Genomic DNA, 22,472 nt, shown 5'->3' on the forward strand with positions numbered 1-22,472 from the left:
ACCGCGCCTCAGCGGCCCCGGCGCCGCCTCAGCCGCCCGGCCGCCTCAGCCGCCCGGCCGCCCGGCCGCCTCAGCCGCCCGGCCGCCTCACCGTCTCAGCAGCCCAGCCCGGTCGCCTCCAGCAGCCCGGTCGCCGCCCCCAGCAGCCGGCCGCCGCCTCAAGCCGTCCCGCCGAGCCGGCGTCAGTCGACTCGCAAATCCATGGCGATGTCGAGAATCGGGGAGGAATGCGTCAAACCACCCACCGAGAGATAATCCACCCCAGTCGCCGCGTAGGCGGTCGCCGTTTCGAGGGTCAGGTTGCCGGTGGCCTCCAGCTCGGCGCGGCCGCCGACCCGGTCGACGACCGAGCGGAGCAGCTCCGGGCTCATGTTGTCGCAGAGCAGGAAGTCCGCTCCGGCCTCGACCGCTTCCTCCGCCTCGGCGACGGTCGTCACCTCGACCTGCACGGCGACGTCCGGAAACTTCTCGCGGACCAGCCGGTATGCCGCCGCGATGCCGCCCGCCGCCAGCTTGTGGTTGTCCTTGATCATCGCGACGTCGTAGAGGCCCATGCGCTTGTTGGTGCCACCGGCGACGCGGACCGCGTACTTCTCCAGGGCGCGCAGGCCCGGGGTGGTCTTGCGGGTGTCCAGCACGGTCGCCTTCGTGCCGGCGAGGACGTCGGCCCACTTGCGGGTGTGCGTGGCCACGCCGGACATGCGGCACAGCAGGTTGAGCGCCGTACGCTCCGCCGTCAGCAGCGCGCGGGTCGGTCCGGTGACCACCGCGAGCACGTCGCCGCGGGTGACCCGGGCGCCCTCCGGCACCCGCTGGTCGAAGCGGGCGGTGCCGCCCGAGGTCACCGCGAAGACCTCGGCGGCGACCGGCAGCCCGGCCACGACCCCGTCCGCGCGGGCCACCAGCTCGGCGGTGCCGGTCTGCTCGGCGCCGATGGTGGCCTCGCTGGTCACGTCCCGCGGCGGATCGCCGAGGTCCTCCGCGAGCGCCGTGTAGACGACGCGTTCCACCTCGGCGAGGTTCAGGCCCTCGACCATTGCCGCCTGCGGGATCTCGTCGGTCATGCCATCTCCTCGAAGGTCTGTGCCAGCATGCCGTGCCGGTCCACCGAGTCCAGCAGGTGCCCGCGCCATTCGTCGGCCGCGTTCGGGTGGTCCTCGCGCCAGTGGCAGCCGCGGGTCTCCCGGCGGGCGTGCGCCGAGGCGACCAGGGCGGCGGCCACGGTGAGCAGGTTGGTCGCCTCCCACGCGGCGTTGCGGGGCTCGCCGCGCTGCTCACCGAGGCGGCCGAGCTCGCCCGCCGTGCTCTCCAGGGACTCGGCCGAGCGCAGCACGCCCGCACCGAGGGTCATCGCGCGCTGGAGCTTGGCGCGGATCTCCGGATGCGCCACCCAGCCCGGCTCGCCGGCCCGCGGGGCCGGGTCGGCCTGCGGCGGCAGGTGGCGGGCGATGTCGTCGGCGATGCGGCGGGAGAAGACCAGCCCCTCCAGCAGGGAGTTGCTGGCCAGCCGGTTGGCGCCGTGCACGCCGGTGCAGGCGACCTCGCCGCAGGCGTACAGGCCGGGGATGGAGGTACGGCCGTGGAGGTCGGTGCGGACGCCGCCGGAGGCGTAGTGGGCCGCGGGTGCCACCGGGATGAGCTCGGTGGCCGGATCGACGCCGGCCGCGCGGGTCGACGCCACGATGGTCGGGAAGCGCCGCTCGAGGAAGTCCTTGCCGAGGTGGCGGGCGTCCAGATAGACGTGGTCCTCGCCGGCGGCCCGCAGCACGCGGTGGATGCCCTTGGCGACGACGTCGCGGGGCGCGAGCTCCGCCAGCTCGTGCTGGCCGACCATGAACCGCTTGCCGGCCTCGTCGACCAGGTGGGCGCCCTCGCCCCGGAGCGCCTCGGAGATCAGCGGCCGCTGCACCGAGGTCACGCTCGCGGTGACGAAGGAAGTCGGGTGGAACTGGACGAACTCCACGTCGGTGACGGTGGCGCCGGCGCGCAGCGCGAGCGCGACGCCGTCGCCGGTGGAGACGGCCGGGTTGGTGGTGGACGCGAAGATCTGGCCCATGCCGCCGGTGGCCAGCACGACCGCCCGCGCCAGGATCGCGCCGACGCCGTCCTCGCTGCCTTCGCCGAGGACGTGCAGGGTGAGGCCGCAGGCCCGGCCGTCGGCGGAGCGCAGCAGGTCGAGCACGAGGGCGTGCTCGACCAGGCGGATCCACGGGTCCCGGCGCACCGCCGCGTGCAGGGCACGCTGGACCTCGGCCCCGGTCGCGTCGCCGCCGGCGTGCACGATGCGGTCGGCGCGGTGGCCGCCCTCGCGGGTCAGCATGAGCGAGCCGTCGGCGTTGCGGTCGAACTCCGCGCCGAGCCGCATCAGCTCCTTGATCCGGGTCGGCCCCTCCTCGACCAGCACGCGCACGGCCGCCGGGTCGCAGAGGCCGACGCCGGCGATCTCGGTGTCGAAGGCGTGCGCCTCGGGGGTGTCGAGCGGGTCCAGCACGGCGGCGATGCCGCCCTGCGCCCAGCGGGTGGAGCCGTCGTCGATGTTGACCTTGGTGACGACCGTGACGTGCAGGCCCTGCTCCCGCAGGTGCAGCGCGGCGGTCAGGCCCGCGATCCCCGAGCCGACCACCAGCACGTCGGTGGACTCGCTCCAGCCCGGTTCGGGGGCGGCCAGGCGGCGGGGTAGCGCCGGCAGGCCGGCGAGATGCGACATGTGATCAGTCAACCCCGCCCGTACGACGAAATCACGGCCGGGGCGCCAAGAAGTGCTCAGCGTTACTGGTACTGGACCGGAAGCGCCTTCTGGCCCTTGCCCTTGACCGAAGACTTCAGTTTGTTCGTGTCCACCCACAGGTAGCACCGCACACCCCGGTCGCCGAGCTCCCACACGTCGTCTCCGCCCGGCAGCGACACCACGCCGGCCCGGTACTGCAGGTCGGCGTCGTCGGGTACCCCGACGTACGAGGCGATCAGGCCACGGCACCCGTCGTGGTACTCGTCCCACTGCTTGGCGGTCTTCGGGTACGGACGGTCGCCGGCGTCCCAGACCCCGACGAACTCGGCGTTGTGTGGGGCGTGGCAGGGCGCGGCGGGCATCGTGCCGATCTCACCGTCCTTGCCGAGCTTCACGGTGTAGCAGGTGAGCAGCAGGGGCGACGCGACTTCCGCCAGCGCCCCCCGCAGGCTCCCGACCCGCTGGACGAGCCCGCCGTCGTCCTCGACCGAGCTGCTGACCACGACCTCGCAGCGGAACCAGCGGGCGCCCCCGGCCCAGGCGGCCCGGGTCGGCTGGGTCACCCCGATCCACAGCCGGGCGGTGCGCCACGGCCCGCCGACGTACTCGGTGGTCTTCTTGTCGCAGGTCGCGTACGCCGCGCGCGCCGCCGCGGACGCGTTCGCCGGAGGTTCGGGCGCCTCCGCGGCCGGGCTCGGATACGTGTCGACGTGCACCGTCTCGGTGCGGTGCTTGATCTGGCAGTCGACCTCTTCGTACGAGGCCCGCGGGCCGGAGGTGGAGAAGTTCGCGAGGTGGCAGGTTCCGGCCGTCGGGGTGAAACCGGTCGGCACGCCGAGCGCGGCCCACTGGTTGGTGAGGTTGCCGTCGACCCCGGCGGGGTTGGCGCACCCGGCGAGGGACGCGGCCACCAGCAGGCTCAGCGCCCCGGCGACGCCCCACCGGCGCGTCCGCCCGGGGTGCAGCCCGGCGAGCCACCCGAAGGCGTTCCGCCCGGAGTGCCGCCCGGCGAGCCACCCGAAGGCGTTCCGCCCGGAGTGCCGCCCGGCGAGCCACCGGGAGATGTTCCGCCCGGAGTGCCGCCGGGAGAAGTGACGCATGAACCGAGCCCCCCGAGCGCCGCACGATGTCCGATTTGCCGATGATATGGCAATCGACCCGGGCGTCAGGCGCCGTTCGGGAGACCGGCCGGTCCCCGCGAGGAGGACCGGACCGCCCTCAGCGGGCGGACAGCGTCAGATCGCCCCGTACCAGATCGTCGGCCATGCCCTCGACGGCGGCCGCCGGGTCCGCGCCCAGCTCGATGATCTTGTTGTCGGCGTCCACGTGCACGATCCGCGGCTGGTACGAGCGCGCCTCCGCCGAGTCCATCTGCCCGTAGGAGATGAGGATGACCAGGTCGCCCGGGTGCACCAGGTGGGCCGCCGCGCCGTTGATGCCGATCACGCCGCTGCCGCGCTCGCCCGGGATCACGTACGTCTCCAGGCGCGCGCCGTTGGTCACGTCCACGATCGCGACCTGCTCGCCCGGCAGCAGGTCCGCCGCCTCCAGCAGGTCGAGGTCCACGGTCACCGACCCCACGTAGTGCAGGTCGGCCTGCGTCACGGTGGCCCGGTGGATCTTGGACTTGAGCATGGTGCGGAGCATCAGGCGGCCTCTCCCAGGAGCAGCGGAACGTTGTCGATCAGGCGGGTGGTGCCGACCTTCGCCGCCACCAGCAGGCGGGCGGGGCCGGTCGTGGGCGCGGGCCCGAGCAGCGGGTCGGTCAGCGCAAGATAGTCGACCTGGACGCCGGGCTCGTCGTCGAGGATCTTCCTCGCCGCCTCGAGGATGCGCCTGCCGTCGTCCTGCAGCGCCCCCTCGCGCAGCGCGTGCGAGAGGGCGAGAGCGGCCTCGCGCTGCTCGGCCGAGAGGTACCGGTTACGGCTCGACATGGCCAGGCCGTCGGGCTCGCGTACGGTGGGCACGCCCACGATCTCGGCGCCGATCTCCAGGTCGGTGACCATGCGCTTGATCAGCGCGAGCTGCTGGTAGTCCTTCTCGCCGAAGAACGCGACGTCGGCGCGGGTGAGCTGGAGCAGCTTGGCGACGACGGTCAGCATGCCGGAGAAGTGGCCGGGCCGGCTGGCACCCTCGAGGATCGTGCCGAGGGCGCCCGCATCGAGGGTCACCGACGGCGTGCCGCCCGGGTACATCTCCTCGCGGTCCGGGGCGAACACCAGGTCCGCGCGCTCCGCCGTGCACGCCTCGACGTCGGCGGCAAGCGTGCGCGGGTACTTGTCGAAGTCCTCGTTCGGGCCGAACTGCAGCGGGTTCACGAAGACCGTGACGATCACGTAGTCGGCCCGCTCGCGGGCCTGCCGCATGAGCTGCCGGTGCCCCTCGTGCAGGGCGCCCATGGTCATCACCACGGCGACCCGGCCCGGTGCGGCGGCGCGGGCGGCGGCGAGCCCGGCCCGGGTATGGACGAGAACGGTCATGACGGGCTCCCAACGGTCGCGTGGGCGGAGGCCAGGACATCCAACAGCAGGGCCGCGTCCTGCGGGCGCAGGCGTCCGGCGGCGACGGCCCGGTCGGCGGTGCGCCGGGCCAGGGCGAGATAGGCGGGCGCCGACTCCGGCGCCAGCCGGTCGAGATGCTTGCGTACGGTGCCCGCGTCGCCCCGCGACACCGGCCCGGTGAGCGCGGCGTCGCCGAGCTCGAGGGCGTTGCCGAGGGCCGCGTGCAGCAGCGGCGACAGCACGGTCGCCGGGTGCCGCACCCCGGCGGCGCGCAGCACGTCGGCCGCCTCGTTGACGAGCGTGACCAGGTGGTTGGCACCGTGCGCCAGCGCTGCGTGGTACAGCGGCCGGGCGTCCTCGGCGATCCACTCCGGGACGCCGCCCAGGTCGGTGACCAGGCGTGCGGCGAAGGCACGGTCGCGGGCGGTCACGCCCCACGCGATGCCGGGCAGGCGGTCGAGGTCGCCGTCCGCGCCGGTGAAGGTCATCGCCGGATGCAGCGCGATGCCGTCGACGTCGCCGAGGATCGCGAGGCCGTGGGCACCGGAGGTGTGCGCGACGACCGTACGGTCATCGAGCGCCCCGGTCGCGGCCAGCCCGGCCACGACGCCGCCGAGCGCGTCGTCGGGCACGGCGAGGAGCAGCAGGTCGGTGGCGGCGCGGGCGACCTCGTCGGCGGGCAGGATCTCGGCCCGCGGCAGCAGGCGGCGGGCTCGTTCCCGGGAGGCGGCGGAGACGGCCGCGGCGGCGACCACGTCGTGCCCGGCCGCGGCGAGGGCGGCGCCGAGGACGGCACCCACCCGGCCCGCGCCGACGACGCCGACGACCAGCGGGTACGCGCGCGAGGCGACACGCGGCACTGCGCTCATATGCAGATCCAGTCCTCGACAAGGGGTACCGGTCGAGGGAAAGTATGCGCCCCCGTAACACACCCGTGACAAGGGCGTGTGAACAACTGCACCGCCCGTAGATTGCTTCCTGTGACCAGGGTGGGTTGGCGGTTCGCCATGCAACACGCGTTGTACGGCCCCGAGGGGTTCTTCACGGGCCCGGCCTCCGGCCCGGCCGACCACTTCCGGACCAGCGTGCACGCGTCCCCGCTGTTCGCCGGCGCCCTGCTGCGCCTGATCGAGGCGGTGGACGCGCGGCTCGGCCGGCCCCCGGTCCTGCAGGTGGTCGACGTGGGGGCCGGACGCGGGGAACTGCTCGCCGCCCTGGCCGCCTCGACCGCCGGGACGCCGCTCGCGGGCCGGGTCCGGTTCACCGGCGTCGAGCTGGCGCCCCGGCCCGCCGGGCTCCCGGACGCGATCGCCTGGCGGTCCGGCATCCCCTCCGCCATCGAGGGCGTGCTGCTCGCCACCGAATGGCTGGACAACGTCCCGCTCGACGTGGCGGAGATCGACTCCGACGGACGCGCACGCCGGCTGCTGGTCGATCTCGTCACCGGCGCGGAGTCGCTGGGCGCCGACGTGAACCCCGCGGACCGGTTCTGGCTCGCCCGCTGGTGGCCCGGGGCCGGGCTGGGCGACCGCGTCGAGATCGGCTGGCCCCGCGACGTGGTCTGGGCGGACGCGGTCGCCGCGGTGCGCCGGGGCTGCGCCCTGGCGGTCGACTACGGGCACCTGCGCGGCGCGCGACCGGCGTTCGGCACGCTCACCGGATTCCGCGACGGGCGGGAGGTCGACCCCGTTCCCGACGGAAGCTGCGACGTGACCGCGCACGTGGCCCTCGACTCGGCCGCGGCCGCCGGCGGGACGCCGTACCGGATCATGACGCAGCGGGCGGCGCTCCGGGCCCTGGGGGTGGACGGCGCCCGGCCACCGTTGGATCTTGCCCGCACCGACCCGGCGGGCTATCTGCGCGCGCTGGGCGCGGCCGGCGCGGCCGCGGAGCTGACCGACCCGGCCGGGCTGGGCGGCCACTGGTGGCTGCTGCACGAGGTGGGCATCGAGCTTCGTGGGACGATCTGAGCCGCTCGGCGGCTGCCGCAGGCAGCGGCGGTGAGCTTCGTGGGACGATCTGAGCCGTGAGTGACTTGCGGGAGATGACGGTCGGAACCGGCGCCGGGCTCGACACCGCCGACATGGTGCTCAACATCGGTCCGCAGCACCCGTCCACCCACGGCGTGCTCCGGCTCCGGCTGAAGCTCGACGGCGAACGGGTCGTCGAGTGCGAGCCGATCGTCGGCTACATGCACCGCGGCGCCGAGAAGCTGTTCGAGGTCCGCGACTACCGGCAGATCATCGTGCTCGCCAACCGGCACGACTGGTTGTCGGCGTTCTCCAACGAGCTCGGCGTCGTCCTCGCCGTGGAACGGCTGATGGGCATCGAGGTGCCCGAGCGCGCCACCTGGCTGCGGATGGTGCTCGCGGAGCTCAACCGGGTGCTCAACCACCTGATGTTCCTGGGGTCGTACCCGCTGGAGATCGGGGCGATCACCCCGATGTTCTACGCGTTCCGCGAGCGGGAGACGCTGCAGGCCGTCATGGAGGAGGTCTCCGGCGGGCGGATCCACTACATGTTCAACCGGGTCGGCGGCCTCAAGGAAGAGGTGCCGGCCGGCTGGACGCGCCGCGCCCGGGAGGCCATCGCGCTGGTCCGCAGCCGGATGCCGGACATCGACCGCCTGATCCGCAGGAACGACATCTTCCTGGCGCGTACGGTGGGCGTCGGCGTGCTGACCGCCGAACAGGCGGCGGCGTACGGCGCCTCGGGACCCGTCGCCCGCGCCAGCGGCCTGGACCTCGACCTGCGCCGCGACGAGCCCTACCTGGCGTACGGCGAGCTCGACGTGCCCGTGGTGACCCGGACCGCGGGCGACTGCCACGCCCGGTTCGAGGTGCTGCTGGAGCAGGTCTACGTGTCGCTCGACCTGGCGGAGCAGTGCCTGGACCGGGTGGACAGCATCGGCGGGCCGGTCAACGTGCGGCTGCCCAAGGTGGTCAAGGCGCCCGAGGGCCACACGTACGCGTGGACGGAGAACCCGCTCGGCATCAACGGGTACTACCTGGTGTCCCGCGGCGAGAAGACGCCGTGGCGGCTCAAACTGCGCACCGCGTCGTACGCGAACGTCCAGGCGCTGGCGACGCTGATCCCCGGGTGTCTCGTGCCGGACCTGATCGCGATCCTCGGCTCGATGTTCTTCGTGGTCGGCGACATCGACAAGTAGGCGGCGGGAATCGGCGCCGGTCCCGCCGGCGCCGCAGCGCGGGGGACGCCCGTGGATCACCAGCCGCGGCGGCGCCGATCGTTGTCCGGGACGTAGCGCCGGCCGAGGCCGTCGGCGTTACCGCCCACCCGCCCGTAGCCGTGGCCCGCCCCGCCGTAGCCGACGCCACCATCCCGGTAGCCCGCCCCACCGCGGTAGCTCCCGCTGCCCCGGTCGTAGCTCGCGCTCCCGTCGTCGTAGCCGGCACTCCCGTCGTCGTAGCTCACGCCGCCGTCGCCGTAGCCCGCATTCCCGTCGTCGTAGCTCACGCCGCCGTCGCCGTAACCCGCATTTCCATGGCCGAAGCCCGCGCCGCCGTCGCCGTAGCCCACATCCCCGTTGCCGTAGCTTGCGCCGCCGTCGCCGTAGCTCGTGCCGTATCCCGCGCCGTCGTTGTCGTAGATTTCTGCCGGGTAGCCGTGGTCGTAGCCGCCCGGCGCCGCGGCCTCGTCCGCCGGGGAGCCGAAGGTGCCGGTGGTGAGGCCGTAGGCGCCCGCCGGCCCGCCCGGCTCCTCAGTGGAATGGCCGGGCCAAGCCTGTCCGGAACGGGACCAGCGTACGTCCGGCTCGAAACCGTCCCCGGCGGTCCGGGACCAGGCCGGCTCGGCGTCGGAGCCGTGACCGGGGCCGGTGACCGAACCCGAGCCGGCGATGTCCGTGCCGGTGTCCGGGGCCGCGTGCCGCCGCCGGGACCGGCGTTCGGGAGCGGCGGCGTGCGGAAGATGGTCGCGGAACGATCCCGTCCGGGGCGCCGGAACCGAGGCCGCACCCCGCTGCCGGTGAGGCGCCGCGGCTCCGATGACCGCCGCCGCGCTGACGACCGCCGACGCGGGCTTCGGCGGCAGAGGCGCCATCCCGGCCACGGCAGCCGTCGCAACCGGAGCCGCCCCGGCGACGGTGGCCGAGGCGACCGGCGCGAGAGGCGCCGCGCCGGGAACGGTTGCCGAGGCGACCGGCGCAAGAGGGGCCGCGCCGGGAACGGTCGCCGTGGCGACCGGCGCAAGAGGCGCCGCGCCGGGAACGGTTGCCGTGGCGACGGGCGGCGGAGGGACCGCGCCGGCCACGGGCGGGGACACCGAGGCGGAGGCGCTCACGCGACGTGCCGTTACCGCCGTCACGCCGAGTGGCGCACGACCGTCCACGCCGGATCCCTCGGGCGCGACGGGCGGGCGGGCGGCGGCCCTGCGCACCTCGTCGCGGAGCTCGCGGCGCAGCGCTTCCACCTTTGTGGTCACCACCTCGCCGGCGTCGGCCGCCGGTTCGCCGCGGAGGAGCAGGGACGTGCCGAGCATCAGCACGCACAGCGCGACCAGCAGAACCGCGAACTTCACCGAGCCGCCGGCACCGCCGGAGAGCACGACGACCGCCGCCAGCGGGGCCAGGCCGATGCCGCCCCAGATCAGCGCGCGCGGGAGAGGGTCGCGGTGGCGCATATCGGGATCCCGGTCAGGCATGGTCGCAGATGCTACCGAGAGCGGCACCCCACGCGGAACGGGCAGACACCGCTGCACACCGAAAGTGGCGTCGTCCCGCCCGCCGAGCGCGAAGCCCGGCGGACGGGACTGCAGATCAGCCGGCCGCCAGGGCACCGTCCGAGCTGAACACCAGGCCGACGCTGATCTCGCCCTGCTTGAGGGCGCCCTTGGTCTGCGGGCCGCCGGCGTCCAGCGAGCTGAACTTGCCGGCCTGGAAGTTGTACGTCGTGGCGAGGCCCGGCTGGCACTTCGGCCGCTGCGGGCACTCCGGCGGACCACCGAGGACGGTGGCCACGCCCGAGCACTTGGCGGCGAGGTCGGACAGCGTCTTGACGCCGTACTTGGTGGCGAAGGCGTCGGTGACGGCGAAGGCGTTCTGGTTCTGCGCGGACGACGGCGTGCCGAAGACGAGGCCGGCCTTCTCGCCCAGCGCCTTCAGGTTGGCCATCGTCGTGTCCAGGTCCGGCGAGGACGGATCCGGGGCGTTCTTTCCGGCCAGGAAGGTCGCCAGGCTGGCGGCGTACTCCGGCACCACGTCGATCGCGCCCTTCTCGAGGTCGGGCTCGTACAGCTCGCGGTTGCCGATCTGCTGGACCTTGACGGTGTAGCCGGCGGCGGTCAGCACGATGTTGTAGAGCTCGCCGAGCGTCTTGCTCTCGGCGAAGTTCGCGGCGCCGACGGTCAGGTCCCCGCCGGGGCCCTTGGCGATGCCGGCGGTCAGGTTGTTGGCGGTGGCGAACTCCTGGGCCACCGTCTTGGCCGACTTGCGGTCCACGTCGACGGCCTTGTTGAGCTCGATCAGCTTGGTGGTGTCGAGGGCCGCGGAGACCTTGTCCAGCGCCGCGACGAGCTGAGGCGACGAGGACTTGGCGTGGATCGCCGGGACGATGTTGTCGGTGTTCTGCAGGTTCTTGTCGTCGGTGAGCACCACGAGCGTGCCACCGGCGGCCGGGGCGCACCCGGCGCCGGACGCGGAGCTGGGCGGTGCCGCGGTGCCGGACGAGCCGGACTCGCCGCAGCCGGTGAGGATGACGGCGGCGGTCAGGAAGGTGCCGGCCGTCAGGAGCAGGTGTCGACGCATACTGCCGCCTTCTGTGTCCCGGCGCGACCGGCCGGCCGCGCCGCGTGTCCGACGGGCGGTCGAATTTCCGATGCCCGCATCTTCGGTTGAGCTGGCCGGTCCTGGCGCAGGAACGGCACCTCCGTTCCTAACCCGGGGGTATGACAACCTATGCCGCCCGGCGTCCTGCGTTGCCCATTCGTTACCCCGCTGGAGCGGCGGCGGTCGGCCGGCGGTGCCGCTGCCCGCGCAGGGCCGGCGGGGTGACGAGACGTTGCACGCCCGCCAGCAGGGCCTCGACCACCAGCGCCAGCAGCGCGACCACGATGCCGCCCGCGACGATCTGCCCGCCGCCGCCGTTGCTCATCCCGACGCCGAACCCGGCGGCGATGATCTGGCCCAGCCCGCCGCCGTTCACGAACGCCGCCAGGGCGGCCGTCGCGACGACCTGCACCGCCGCCGTACGCAGTCCGGCAGCGAGGTACGGCACGGCCAGCGGCAACTCCACCCGCCGCAGCAACTGACCGCCGGACAGGCCCATGCCCCGGGCCGCGTCGCGGGTTTCCGGGTCGATCTGCCGCAACCCGGTGTACGCGTTGGCCAGCAACGGGGGCACGGCGAAGACCGCGAGCGCCACCACCACCGGCGGCTTGCCGAAACCGAGCGGGGTGAGCGGCAGGATGGTCAGCAGGGCCAGCGTCGGGACGGCCAGGGTGAGGTTGGCGACGGTGACGACCGCTGCCCCGCCGCGGCCGCGGTGGCCGAGCCAGATGCCGAGCGGCCAGCCGACGGCGCAGCCCAGCAGCAGCGCCCAGCCGCTGATGAGCAGGTGCTCCTGGAGCCGCGCCAGCAAACCGTCGGGGTTGGTCCAGTTCAGGGGGTCGTTGAGCCAGATGAAGCCCTCGCGGAAGTAGTTCACGCGCGCCGCTCCCTGCTCCAGGGCGTCAGCAGGCGGCCCAGCCCGGCCAGCACGAGGTCGAGGACGAGGGCGAGGCCGACGCAGAGGATCGTGCCGGTCATGATCTCGGCCTTGTAGAAGTTGTTCCGGAAGCCGCCGAGGATCATCTCGCCGAGGCCGCCCTTGCCGATCAGCGAGCCGACCGTCACCAGCGCCACGGTGGAGACCGTCGCCAGGCGCAGGCCGGTGAGGATGCCCGGCAGGGCCAGGGGCAGCTCGATCCGCAGCAGGCGCCCGAGCCGGCCGTAGCCCATGCCGGCCGCGGCGTCCCGCACCTCGGCCGGGACCTGGGTCAGCCCGGTCAGGGCGTTGCGGACGAGCACGAGCAGGGCGTACAGGACCAGGGCGATCATGATCGACGTGTCGCTCGTGGTGCCCACCGCCGGCGCGACCAGGGCGAGAAGCGCGAGCGACGGAATCGTGTAGAGGACGCCCGAGAGTGCGAGAATCGGCCCGGTCAGCGGTCGCCACCAGTAGGCGACGACCGCGAGCGGCAGGGCGACGACCAACGCGATGATCACCGCGCGCGCGGTGAGACCCGCGTGGTACTGCACGGCGGAGAGGATGTCGTCCGCGTTGTCGTGGACATAGCGCCAGGAGAACCACGGATTGCCCGGACCCTCGTCAGCGGGGGCGGCCAGGGGCCACGCGGGCGCCGGGGCCCTCGACAGGAAGGACATACGTGGACGCTACCGCGATCGAGGACTCCGGCGCGGGCCGGACCGCGGCGTCTATCACGCTCGAGAACGTGGGAAAGGTCTATCCCGACGGCACGGTGGCGGTCGGCGACATCAGCCTGCAGGTACGGGCCGGCGAGCTCGCCGTCCTCATCGGGCCGTCCGGCTGCGGCAAGTCGACCGTGCTGCGGATGCTGAACCGGCTGATCGAGCCGTCGAAGGGCCGGGTCCTCATCGACGGCGAGGACATCGCGGCGCAGGACCCGGTCGAGTTGCGCCGGCACATCGGGTACGTGATCCAGAACGTGGGACTCTTCCCGCACCAGACGATCCGCGCCAACGTCGGCACCGTGCCCCGGCTGCTGGGCTGGAGCCGGAAGAAGACCCGGGAGCGCGCGGAGGAGCTGCTCGAGCTCGTCGGCCTGGACCCCGCCCGGTACGGCGGCCGCTACCCGCACGAGCTCTCGGGAGGCCAGCGCCAGCGGGTCGGGGTGGCCCGGGCGCTCGCCGCGGATCCGCGGGTGCTGCTCATGGACGAGCCGTTCTCCGCGGTCGACCCGATCGTCCGCGGCCGGCTGCAGGAGGAGTTCCTCCGGCTGCAGGCCACGGTCCGCAAGACCATCGTGCTGGTCACCCACGACATCGACGAGGCCGTACGGCTGGGCGACCGGATCGCGGTCCTGGCCGAGGGCGGCCGGCTGCTGCAGTACGCGTCGCCGGCCGAGCTGCTGAGCGAGCCGGCGTCGGCGGCGGTCGGCGAGTTCGTCGGCAACGACCGGGGCGTCCGCCGGCTCGCCGTCACCAGGGTGCGCGACTCGATGCGCCCGCTGGGTCAGATCGAGGACATCGAGCGGCTGCCGACCGTCGACGCGGGCGGCACGCTCTACGACGCCCTGTCGGTGATGCTGACCAGCGACGCGCTGAACGTGGTGGCCATGGAGGACGGGACGCCGGTGGGGACCATCTCGCGGTCGTTGCTGTTCGACGTACCGAATCGGGCGGCCGCGGCCCGGACCTGAGCGGACACCGCGGGCCGGACGGTGAGCGGACACCGCAGCCCGGACCCGGCACGGTCCGGGCTGCCGCCCGCCGGGCGGGGGAACCGGCGGGCGCCGCGGCGGCCTGGGGGGCGGCCGCCGAGCGGGTGTGTGTCCGGCGAAGCGATCTGCCGCCTGGCGGGTACCGCGGTGACCCGGGCAGGGGTCCCCTGGCGGGGTGCGGCGACCCGGGCGGGGGCTGGTCAGCGGGTGCCGCGGCGGCCGCCGAGGGTGGCCAGGCCGACGATCCAGCCGACGAAGAGGCCGTAGGCGGCGCCCTCGCCGGCCGCGCGGAACGCGCCGAGCAGCGACGGGTTGGCCAGGAACAGGGCGGTGAGCAGGGCGGCGAAGCCACCCGCGAAGACGTAGGACGCCCAGCCGGCGAAGAACTGGCTGATCGTCCCGCGGGCCCGGGCCAGCTGCGAGCCGGGCAGCAGGTAGAGGAAGAGCAGCGTCAGCACCACGACCAGGATCGCCCTGAGGTCGGCGATGACGATCGAGCGCAGGGAGTCGTCGGAGTCGAAGCGCCAGTGCGGCCACGCGAGCAGGCGCAGCCACCAGCCTCCGGCCGTGTTCGGGTCGGTGTTGCCGGCGGCCCAGTCGGCGTACCAGGGGCTGCCGAAGACCAGGACCAGGATGAGCGCGGCCAGCGTGCCCGCACCCGGCGCGGATCTGTAGCGGTTGGTGAGAGCCATGAGCCCGCTAGTTCCCAGCGGGCGCCCTTTTTCAAACGACGCCGGTTGATGCGTCAGTGCTTCTGCAGATAGTCGATGAAGGCGGCCCGCAGCAGCGGCTCCTGCTCGCCGTACCCGTGGCCGGTCAGCTCCCGCCACAGCGCCACGGCCTCGTCGATCGTGGGACCCACCGTGTGCGGCGCGCCGTCCAGGGCGGCGGCGTCGTCCGAGTCGGGCAGGTGCTTGAACACCGACCAGAAGAAGCCCAGGTCGCGACGCTCCCGTGCCCGCGCGAAGGCCCGCTCGCGCAGCTCCTCGGTCGGCAGGGCGTCCAGCTCGGCGAAGGTGGCATCGGTCATGACGCCAGCATAGGACCGCAAACCGGGCGCCGCGGTGCCGGTCACGCCATCAGCACCGCCGCACAGGGCCGCATCAGCCGCCGCACAGGGCCGTATCAGTCGCGGCACGGCCGGTCAGCCGCCGCACGTCCGGTCAGCGCCCGCCGCCCCACGGGCCGAGGTCCCACTGCTCGGTCGAGCGGCTCTGCGCCGACGTGGTCGACGACCAGGTCTCCGGTACGGCCGGCGACCACTCGCCGGTCTCCGGGGTGCCGTTCCAGTCCTCGTCGACGCCGGCCGGCGGCAGCGGCCGTCCGTACGTCTCCACCAGCCGCGTCACCAGCAGGCCGGCGCCGACCGTGGCGGCGCCGATCGCGAACAGGGCGATGTCGAAGTCGCGCCGGTCGGCGTAGTCGAGGAACAGCGTCAGCCCGGCCGTCGCGAGCAGGGTGCCGAAGATGCCGCCGCGGCGGCCGTACGCGCTCGTGCCGGCCAGCAGTGCCACCCCGAAGGCGACGCCGGTCCACTCCAGTCCGGTGCCGGGCGCGATGGGCGCCGTCGACCGGGCGGCGAGCAGGGTGCCGGCGCCGACCGCGAACGCCGACGACACGATCAGCGCGGCCACGACCGGCAGCACCGCCGCGCCGCCGCGCCGGCCGGCCGGGTCGCCGACCGGGCGCATCCGGCCGACCATCCGCCGGATCGGCTGGACGGTGCCCAGCGCGCCGCCGATCACGGCCACCAGGGCGAAGCCGCCGAAGAGGTAGAACGCCTGGTCGGAGAGGTCGTAGGTGCGCTGGACCGGGACCGGGGCGGTGCGCAGCTGGTCGTACACGATGACGCCCAGGGCCGCGGCCAGCGAGGTGAGCCACCCCGGCACGTGCAGCACGAGCACGAGGATCGCGGCCACCAGGCCGCCGGCGGCCGCGATCACCAGCGCCGGGACCACCGCCTTGACCAGACCGTCGTCGCCGTTCTCGGCGAAGTGCAGCGCCGCGGCGAGCGCGATCGGGCCGACCGCCAGATTCGGTACGCCGGCACGCAGCGTGATCCCCGCCCCGAGGGCGAGCAGCCCGATCGCGGCACCCGAGATGAGCAGCGTGTCGAGCGCGGGGCGGCGCAGGGCGGAGGAGTCGAACCGGTAGAGGAGGAAGGCGACGGCGGCGACCGCCAGCAGCAGCACGATCTCCCAGCCGATGTGGACGCCGAGCCGGTCGCGCCCGGCGTCGCCGCGGCGGCCGGAATCGGGCAACGGCTCGGTGACCCGGGCCCCGGGGTCGTCGTCCGCCGCCGTGTCCCGGCGCCAGTCGCGGGAGTCGGTGGCCGCCGAGCCGGTCCGGTATGCCGCCGGACCGCCCGGCGTCTGCGCGTCGCCGGCGTTGCGACGGTACGGGGTCTCGTCGTAGGCCATTCTCGTCCACCTCCTCCGCCGCGGCTCAGCATACGGAAGCCAGGGGGCCCGAGTTCAAGCCTTGGGGCGAGGTCAGCTCAGGGATGTCCGGCGCGCCTGCCCGATTCGTCCCCGTCCTTGCGGTCCGGCTCGTCGGGCACCCGGCAGGCGCGTTCCAGCCACAGCGCCGCACCGACGAGCGCGAGCGACGCCACGACCCCGCCGATGGCGGCCGGCACGTCGTCGGTCGCGGCCTTGGTCGGCTCGAGGGCGAGCCAGGCCAGCAGGCCGGCGGAGAACCCGGCGAAGATCGCCCCGGCCAGCGAGGACGCCTTGGCGAGGACCGCGTAGCGGGCGACCGCGAGCGGGTCGACCCGCGGCGCACCGGGCTTGTGCTCGATGCGGGCGCTGGTGTTCTGCGCCAGGACCGCCTCGGCGATCGCCAGGGTGGCCAGCACGATGATCGGCAGCCAGGGCAGCCGGGGCATCCGCGCGTAGAAGGAACTGAGCAGCAGCCAGCCGGCCGCGGCGGCGGCCAGCCCGGCGATCACCAAGGCCGAGAGGCTGGTCGGCCGCATCGACGGATCGGGCGCCGCGCCCCCGGGAACGCTACTCACCCTGCCGACTCTAACGTCAGATCCGGCCGGGGGGTCATCGCGTTCGCGTCGGCGGCGAGCGCCGGCAGGTTGAGCAGATCGGTCACCCATCCGTGGCCGGGAAGCTGCGCGTACGGCTGGATGTCGAGCCACGGCTTCAGCACGAAGGCCCGCTCGTGCACGCGCGGGTGCGGCAGCGTCAGCTCCGGATCGGCGCTGACCACGGGCTCGCCGTCGTCCGACCAGACCGCGATGACGTCCACGTCGAGCGTGCGCGGGCCGAACCGGCGCCCGGGATCGCGGACCCGCCCGGCTCCGGCCTCGAGCGCCCGGGCCTTCTCCAGCCAGGCGCGCGCGTCCGCCGCCGGGTCGACGGCCAGCACGACCGCGTTCAGGTACGGCGGCTGTGCGGTGTCACCCCACGGTGGCGTCTCGTACACCCCCGAGACGAGGACGACGCTCTCGCCCAGTCCCTCGACGGCGCCTCGCAGATGCGCGTACCGGTCGCCGAGGTTGCCGCCGATCGACAGGACGGCCCGGGTCATCGGGTACGCCGGAGGGTGACGGCCACGTCGGCGAACTCGTGCGGGATGGGCGCCTGGGGCTTGTGCACGGTGACCGTGGCCGCGGCCACCCGGTCGTCGGCCAGGCACACGGCGACGAGCCGGTCGGCCAGGGTCTCGATCAGGTTCACCGGCTCGCCGGCCACCACCTGGACGAGGCGCTCGGCCAGCTCCCCGTAGTGCACGGTGTCGTCGACGTGGTCGCTGCCGGCCGCGGGAGCCAGGTCGAGCTCCAGCTCCACGTCGACGACGAAGTCCTGGCCGTCGCGGCGTTCGAAGTCGAAGACGCCGTGATTGCCGCGTACGCGAAGCCCGCGCAGCGAGATCCGGTCGGTCATGGGTGTGTCCTCTCCAGGCGGGGGCTTCCGGTGGCCCGCCAGACGGCCAGCGCGTCCACGGTGGCGCGGACGTCGTGCACCCGCACGCCCCAGGCCCCCGCCGCCACCGCCAGGACGGACGTCGCGATCGTCGCCGACTCCCGCTGGTCCACCGGGCGCGGCTCGCCGCCGGCGTCCGCGAGCAGCCGGCCGAGGTAGGTCTTGCGCGAGGCGGCGAACAGCACCGGGTGGCCGAGGGCGGTCAGCTGGTCGAGGCGGGCGCTCAGGGCCCAGTTGTGCTCCGGCCGCTTGGCGAAGCCGAGGCCGGGGTCGAGGATCAACCGGCCGGGGTCCACCCCGGCGGCGACCGCGGCGTCCACACGTTGCCGGAGTTCGTCGCGGACCTCGGCGACGACGTCGGCGTACACGGCGAGGTCCTGCATGTGGCGGGAGTGGCCCCGCCAGTGCATCAGGATCCACGGGCAGCCGGCCTCGGCGACGACCGCGGCCATGCCGGGGTCGGCCAGGCCGCCGGAGACGTCGTTCACGATCGTGGCGCCCGCCTCCAGCGCGGCGGCGGCGACCGCGGCGCGGGTGGTGTCGACGCTGAGCGGCACGCCGGCCGCGACCAGCTCCCGGATCACCGGCAGCACCCGGGCGATCTCGGTCGGCGCATCGACCCGATCGGCGCCCGGACGGGTGGATTCCCCGCCGATGTCGATGATGTCGGCTCCCGCACCATGCAGGGCGACGCCGTGCGCGACAGCCGCCTCCAGACCGGCGTATCGCCCGCCGTCGGAGAACGAGTCCGGCGTGACGTTCAGGACACCCATCACGACCGGGTGATCTTGATGAAGCAGCAGGTCGCCCGCGACCTGCCGGGTCGTTGCGCTACCGGTCGGCTCACTCACTCGCAGGACGGTACCGGGCATACCACCTTCGAACACATGTACGATCGGGAATGAGTCACGTTCAATCACGCTTTTGACTTGGGTAACGAATCAGGCAGGTTGTAGGTAAGAAGTACGGCCCGTACGCTTCGGAGCTAGGCATCATTAATGAACCGAAGAGAGCAGACGGGCGTGGGTAGGACAGCAGTGCCCTCGAGCACCGACTCCGCGCACTCGACGTGGTGAGCGGGAAGTAGCACCATATGGGCGTTGCCACCAGGCTTAACAACTGCAGCGTGTCCGGCACCCTCACGCCGGGCGCCCGGGAGGTTTACCGATGATCGCCACAGAGCTCGCCGCGCGGGTCGCGACGGCAATGCACCATGGCGCCACCCTTGCCGCCCCCGAGCCCAAGGGCATCAACACCGAGGGCGTCGTCTCCTTCTTCGCCAGCAACATCGCCCCGATCCTGCTGGCCGTGCTCGGCGTCATCTTCATCGGCCGGGCCAGCCGCGGCGAGATCTCCAAGGTGCTGACCAGCAGCGCGATCGCGATCGTCGGCCTGGCCTTCATCGCGGGCGCCGCGACCCTGTTCTTCGTCGGCGACTACCTCATCAACCTGATCTTCAGCTGAGGCCGAGCTCCCATGCGGCTGCGCACCGACGACGACATCTACCGGGCCCGCCTGGTCTACCTGGGTCCGCCCGGATACACCCTGCCCATGCACCTTCCGTACGCGCAGTACGGGATGTTCGTCGTGCTCGTTCCGGTCTTCGTGTTCCTGCACTACCTCATCACGTGGGAATTCGACGCGTTCCCCGCGTGGGAGATCGCACTGGCCATGGTGACGACGTCCTACGTCTTCCGGCACGTCGACCCCGACCGGCCGGCCCGGATGGTCATCCGCACCGCGCTCACCGACTGGAAGCGCACCCGCGAACCGGCCGTCGAGCAGCGAGACCCCCGACTAGTCGCCACGCGCATCCGGGTACGGGAGGAGTTGGTATGACCAGTCTCGCCCCTCCAGCCGCATGCCCGAACGGGGTCGTCGGATGACCGCTTCCCCACCGCCCGGGCATCCCCGCGCGGAGTCGTCCCCGGCGGGCAGGCCGAGTAACGGTACGCGCTCGACGGACTACTCTCCGGAGGACGCCGCGCCGGAGCAGGTGCCGGGGCCGGGACACGGCGCGGTAGCCGTCTTCCAGGCCCCCCAACCGATCCGCCCACGCACCAACGGCACCCCGCCGCCGGTCGACCCGATGGACATCGACTCGCCGTTCCTGGATCTGTTCGGCGGCACGACGCCGCGGCAGTCCCCGCCGGTCGAGCCGCCGCCGGACGACCCGGACGCCGACTTCGACTTCGGCTTCGACTTCGACTTCGACGGCGAAGACGCCCGCCGCTCCACCCCTCCGCCGCCGGAGGCCCACCCGGCCCCGGCCGGACCTCTTTCCGCCGAGCCGGTCTCGGCCCAGCCGGTCTCCGCTCAGCCGGTCTCCGCGCAGCCGGTCTCCGCGCAGCCGGTCTCGGCCCAGCCGGTGTCCGCGCAGCCGGTGTCCGCTCAGCCGGTGTCCGCTCAGCCGGTGTCCGCTCAGCCGGTGTCCGCTCAGCCGGTGTCCGCTCAGCCGGTGTCCGCTCAGCCGGTGTCCGCGCAGCCGGTGTCCGCGCAGCCGGCCTCGGGACCACCCGCGGACGACCCGGTCTCCGGGCCGGCCGCTCCGAGCTCGGGACCGGCCGCCGACGATCTCGAACCAGTCACCGGGCCGTCTGCCGTCGCCGATCCGGTGTCCGGGCCACCTACCGGCCGACCGGTGTCAGGATCGCCCGTCGCGCCGCAGTCCCCCGCGCCGCCGCCTTCGCCGGCCGCCTGGTCATCCCCGGAGCCGCCGACCCTCGCGTCGCCTTCGGAGGCGCTGCCCACCTCCGGGGCGCCGGCCGATCCGCCGGGGCCGTCCATCACCCGGGCGCCGGTCGGGCCGCAAGCCGACTACTTCGACGAGCACGACGCCTCCGACCTCGGCCTCGGCGACTGGCCGGACGACATCCGCGCGACGCCCGCACCCCAGACGCCGCCGCTGTGGCAGCAGCCCGCCGGAGCCACCACGGCCCCCGGCGTGTACCCGGTCGACCAGTCCGGCGGTCCACTGCCGACGACCGCGCCCGGCGTACACCCCGACGGCGCGTCCGGACCACCCCCCGCCGAAGCCGCCACCACGCCGTACCCGACGAATCCGGCCGGCACCCCGGAGCCACACACGACCGGCGCGGCCGGCACCGGGGCGCCGTACCCGATGAACGCGAGCACCGCGCCGGGACCGTTCCCGACGGACGCGGCCGGTGCGCCGGGGGCGTACCCCACGGACGCGGCCGGTGCGCTCGGGGCGTACCCCGTCGATGCGGTGGCCGAGCCGGAGCGGCACGCCGACCTGGCGCCCATGCCGGAGAAAGCACCCGCGCCACGGCGCGAGAAGGCGCCCGCCAAGCGCAAGCGTCTCCGCAAGCGGGACGAGCCCGCCAACCTGCCGGCCGTCCGCAAGCCCAAGGACGTCAAGCCGGCTCCGCTGCGCCCGCACAAGCTCAAGTTCAGCGACCGCGACCCGGCCATCGAGCTGGAGATCAGCGAGATCGCCGGGCACCTCACGTTCACCCAGAGCACCGTCACGGCGTGGTACTACCTGCCCGAGGTGCGCTGGGCCTTCCGTCCCGACGCCGAGCGCGAGGCCCTGCTCTCCGCGATCTCCGAGCAGTACGCCGGCCTGGCCGGCTTCCGCCTGCACCTGCGCCGCACCAACCGGCCGTTCCCCGCGGACGAGTGGGCCCGCACGGTCGACTCCCTGACCGCTAAGCCGCTGCCCGACGTCGCCGGCGGCACCTCCTGGTCGGACCATCTCGTCGCGGCCCAGCGGCACCTGCTCTCGGTCAACCACGCCGAGGGACAGACCTACCTCGGCGTGACCTTCGCCCGGCGCTCGCTCGGCGACACGTTCTCCGAGCGCATCCTGCGCATCTTCGGCCGCGGCACCTCCGACAGCGAGCGGCGCAAGCTGGGCCGTACGGTCGAGCAGTTCGACGAGGTTCTCAACGCGTTCGGCATGCGCGGCCGGCGGGTCACGCCGCAGGAGCTGGAGTGGCTGCTGTTCCGCTCGGTCGCGCTCTGCATGGCACCGCCCGGACCGCTCTCGCCCGTCTCGCACGGGCACTGGGAACGCGGCGACCTGCTCGCGCTCACCGAGCAGGTCGAGCGCTACCGGACCCCGTACGGTTCCACGGTCAAACTGGTCAACCGCATGACCGGCGAGGAACGGCACGTGGCGGTCCTCTCCGTCGGGCGCATGGAACCGCTCGAGATCCCGGAGAAGCACGAGCCGTGGATGCACTTCCACGAGCGGCTGCCGTGGCCGATGGAGCTCTCCTCGCGTCTCGACATCCTCGGTTCGAACAGCTCGTTCAAGAACCTCGAACACCGGCTCCGCATGATCCGCTCCCAGCAGCTCGACTACGCCGAGCACGGCATCGACGCCCCACCGGAGCTGGAACGCCTCGCCAAGCGCGCCCTGGTCATCGGCGACGAGATGACCACCGGCCTGCCCGTCGAGTCCGCCCGGGCGCACGGCTGGCACCGCATCGCCGTCGGCGGCCGCACCCGCGAGGAATGCCTCGAACGGGCGCGCCGGCTCATCCAGCTGTACTCCCGCGAGCTGCGCATCTCGCTGCAGCACCCGAAGAACCAGGACCAGCTGGCCCGCGAGTTCATCCCCGGCGAACCCATCGCCAACACCGGCTACGTGCGCCGCATGCCGGTGAAACTGCTGGCCGCCGCGCTGCCCCAGGCCGCGTCGACGGTCGGCGACCGCCGGGGAGACCTCATCGGGCGTACGGCGGGAACCTGCCGCCGGCCCGTCTTCCTCGACCTGCACTTCCCCATGGAGGTCCGGGAACGCTCGGGCCTCGGCGTCTTCGTCGCCGAACCCGGCGGCGGCAAGTCCACGCTGATGGGTGCGCTGGGCTACCTCAACGCCCGCCGGGGCGTCCAGGTGACCCTGCTCGACCCGTCCGGCCC

The 22,472-nt window shown here is 73.6% G+C and carries 23 protein-coding genes; 6 read left to right on the forward strand and 17 right to left on the reverse strand.

The annotated features are described in order from the left end of the window. Nucleotides 1–182: 182 nt before the first annotated feature. The 6 genes from nadC to IEY99_RS04795 all read right to left on the reverse strand — a co-directional run bounded on the left by nadC (nt 183) and on the right by IEY99_RS04795 (nt 6,098). Nucleotides 183–1,064, reverse strand: a complete 882-nt coding sequence (gene nadC, locus IEY99_RS04770) for a carboxylating nicotinate-nucleotide diphosphorylase (RefSeq protein WP_373293283.1) — start codon at nt 1,062–1,064, stop codon at nt 183–185. Next, nucleotides 1,061–2,707 carry an L-aspartate oxidase gene (locus IEY99_RS04775; RefSeq protein ID WP_189199608.1) on the reverse strand — a complete coding sequence of 549 codons (1,647 nt, stop codon included), beginning with the start codon at nt 2,705–2,707 and terminating at the stop codon, nt 1,061–1,063. The genes nadC and IEY99_RS04775 overlap by 4 nt, the downstream gene beginning before the upstream one ends. Nucleotides 2,708–2,769: 62 nt before the next feature. Continuing rightward, the gene (locus IEY99_RS04780; RefSeq protein WP_229798113.1) at nt 2,770–3,828 is read right to left on the reverse strand and encodes a septum formation family protein; all 1,059 of its coding nucleotides are present in this window, start codon (nt 3,826–3,828) and stop codon (nt 2,770–2,772) included. 118 nt (nt 3,829–3,946) lie between these two features. Then, nucleotides 3,947–4,375 (reverse strand): aspartate 1-decarboxylase, encoded by a 429-nt coding sequence (gene panD / locus IEY99_RS04785; protein WP_189199610.1) that lies wholly within the window; start codon nt 4,373–4,375, stop codon nt 3,947–3,949. Next, nucleotides 4,375–5,208 carry a pantoate--beta-alanine ligase gene (gene panC, locus IEY99_RS04790; protein WP_189199612.1) on the reverse strand — a complete coding sequence of 278 codons (834 nt, stop codon included), beginning with the start codon at nt 5,206–5,208 and terminating at the stop codon, nt 4,375–4,377. Before panC ends, panD begins: the two co-directional genes overlap by 1 nt. Then, nucleotides 5,205–6,098, reverse strand: coding sequence for a Rossmann-like and DUF2520 domain-containing protein (locus IEY99_RS04795; RefSeq protein ID WP_189199614.1), 894 nt, complete (start codon nt 6,096–6,098; stop codon nt 5,205–5,207). The genes panC and IEY99_RS04795 overlap by 4 nt, the downstream gene beginning before the upstream one ends. A gap of 138 nt (nt 6,099–6,236) precedes the next feature. Between IEY99_RS04795 and IEY99_RS04800 the strand changes: the two genes are divergently transcribed. Together IEY99_RS04800 and IEY99_RS04805 are read left to right on the forward strand one after the other, a co-directional pair. Further along, the gene (locus IEY99_RS04800; protein WP_189200634.1) at nt 6,237–7,199 is read left to right on the forward strand and encodes an SAM-dependent methyltransferase; all 963 of its coding nucleotides are present in this window, start codon (nt 6,237–6,239) and stop codon (nt 7,197–7,199) included. 74 nt (nt 7,200–7,273) lie between these two features. Further along, a complete protein-coding gene (locus IEY99_RS04805) occupies nt 7,274–8,398 on the forward strand; it encodes an NADH-quinone oxidoreductase subunit D (protein WP_189200636.1) in 1,125 nt (374 codons plus the stop codon). A gap of 56 nt (nt 8,399–8,454) precedes the next feature. On the opposite strand, the gene IEY99_RS04810 is transcribed toward IEY99_RS04805, so the two are convergent. The 4 genes from IEY99_RS04810 to IEY99_RS04825 all read right to left on the reverse strand — a co-directional run bounded on the left by IEY99_RS04810 (nt 8,455) and on the right by IEY99_RS04825 (nt 12,610). Next, nucleotides 8,455–9,891, reverse strand: coding sequence for a hypothetical protein (locus IEY99_RS04810; RefSeq protein ID WP_189199616.1), 1,437 nt, complete (start codon nt 9,889–9,891; stop codon nt 8,455–8,457). Between the two features lie 115 nt (nt 9,892–10,006). Next, nucleotides 10,007–10,993 carry a glycine betaine ABC transporter substrate-binding protein gene (locus IEY99_RS04815; RefSeq protein ID WP_189199618.1) on the reverse strand — a complete coding sequence of 329 codons (987 nt, stop codon included), beginning with the start codon at nt 10,991–10,993 and terminating at the stop codon, nt 10,007–10,009. Between the two features lie 181 nt (nt 10,994–11,174). Then, a complete protein-coding gene (locus IEY99_RS04820) occupies nt 11,175–11,891 on the reverse strand; it encodes an ABC transporter permease (protein WP_189199620.1) in 717 nt (238 codons plus the stop codon). After that, complete coding sequence (locus IEY99_RS04825) at nt 11,888–12,610, reverse strand: ABC transporter permease (RefSeq protein ID WP_189199621.1); 723 nt, start codon at nt 12,608–12,610, stop codon at nt 11,888–11,890. The genes IEY99_RS04820 and IEY99_RS04825 overlap by 4 nt, the downstream gene beginning before the upstream one ends. A gap of 2 nt (nt 12,611–12,612) precedes the next feature. Here IEY99_RS04825 and IEY99_RS04830 point away from each other — a divergent pair, with 2 nt between their 5' ends. Continuing rightward, nucleotides 12,613–13,626 carry an ABC transporter ATP-binding protein gene (locus IEY99_RS04830; RefSeq protein ID WP_189199623.1) on the forward strand — a complete coding sequence of 338 codons (1,014 nt, stop codon included), beginning with the start codon at nt 12,613–12,615 and terminating at the stop codon, nt 13,624–13,626. 221 nt (nt 13,627–13,847) lie between these two features. Here the strand turns inward: IEY99_RS04830 and IEY99_RS04835 are convergent, their stop codons facing one another. From IEY99_RS04835 to folP, 7 genes are all read right to left on the reverse strand, one after another. After that, on the reverse strand, nt 13,848–14,339 hold the full coding sequence (locus tag IEY99_RS04835; RefSeq protein ID WP_189199625.1) for a hypothetical protein: 492 nt from the start codon (nt 14,337–14,339) through the stop codon (nt 13,848–13,850). 53 nt (nt 14,340–14,392) lie between these two features. Next, nucleotides 14,393–14,677: a hypothetical protein gene (locus IEY99_RS04840; RefSeq protein ID WP_189199627.1), complete on the reverse strand. Its 285-nt coding sequence runs from the start codon at nt 14,675–14,677 to the stop codon at nt 14,393–14,395. A 133-nt stretch (nt 14,678–14,810) separates the two neighbouring features. Continuing rightward, a complete protein-coding gene (locus IEY99_RS04845) occupies nt 14,811–16,067 on the reverse strand; it encodes an ABC transporter permease (RefSeq protein WP_189199630.1) in 1,257 nt (418 codons plus the stop codon). A gap of 77 nt (nt 16,068–16,144) precedes the next feature. Then, a complete protein-coding gene (locus IEY99_RS04850) occupies nt 16,145–16,624 on the reverse strand; it encodes a DUF3180 domain-containing protein (RefSeq protein WP_189200638.1) in 480 nt (159 codons plus the stop codon). A 35-nt stretch (nt 16,625–16,659) separates the two neighbouring features. Then, nucleotides 16,660–17,187 (reverse strand): 2-amino-4-hydroxy-6-hydroxymethyldihydropteridine diphosphokinase, encoded by a 528-nt coding sequence (gene folK / locus IEY99_RS04855; protein WP_189199632.1) that lies wholly within the window; start codon nt 17,185–17,187, stop codon nt 16,660–16,662. Next, entirely contained in the window at nt 17,184–17,543 is a 360-nt protein-coding gene (gene folB / locus IEY99_RS04860; protein ID WP_189199634.1) for a dihydroneopterin aldolase, read from the reverse strand. The genes folK and folB overlap by 4 nt, the downstream gene beginning before the upstream one ends. Then, the gene (folP, locus tag IEY99_RS04865) at nt 17,540–18,355 is read right to left on the reverse strand and encodes a dihydropteroate synthase (RefSeq protein WP_189200640.1); all 816 of its coding nucleotides are present in this window, start codon (nt 18,353–18,355) and stop codon (nt 17,540–17,542) included. The genes folB and folP overlap by 4 nt, the downstream gene beginning before the upstream one ends. A gap of 394 nt (nt 18,356–18,749) precedes the next feature. Here folP and IEY99_RS04870 point away from each other — a divergent pair, with 394 nt between their 5' ends. The 3 genes from IEY99_RS04870 to IEY99_RS33975 form a co-directional block, all read left to right on the forward strand. Then, nucleotides 18,750–19,046, forward strand: coding sequence for a hypothetical protein (locus tag IEY99_RS04870; protein WP_189199636.1), 297 nt, complete (start codon nt 18,750–18,752; stop codon nt 19,044–19,046). Nucleotides 19,047–19,058: 12 nt separating this feature from the next. Beyond that, on the forward strand, nt 19,059–19,421 hold the full coding sequence (locus tag IEY99_RS04875) for a hypothetical protein (protein WP_071805424.1): 363 nt from the start codon (nt 19,059–19,061) through the stop codon (nt 19,419–19,421). A 43-nt stretch (nt 19,422–19,464) separates the two neighbouring features. Continuing rightward, a partial coding sequence (locus IEY99_RS33975; RefSeq protein WP_229798233.1) for a putative type IV secretion/conjugal transfer ATPase occupies nt 19,465–22,472 on the forward strand: 3,008 nt, incomplete at its 3' end.

Origin of the sequence: Couchioplanes azureus (assembly GCF_014648355.1) — a bacterium.
Lineage (GTDB): Bacteria > Actinomycetota > Actinomycetes > Mycobacteriales > Micromonosporaceae > Actinoplanes > Actinoplanes azureus.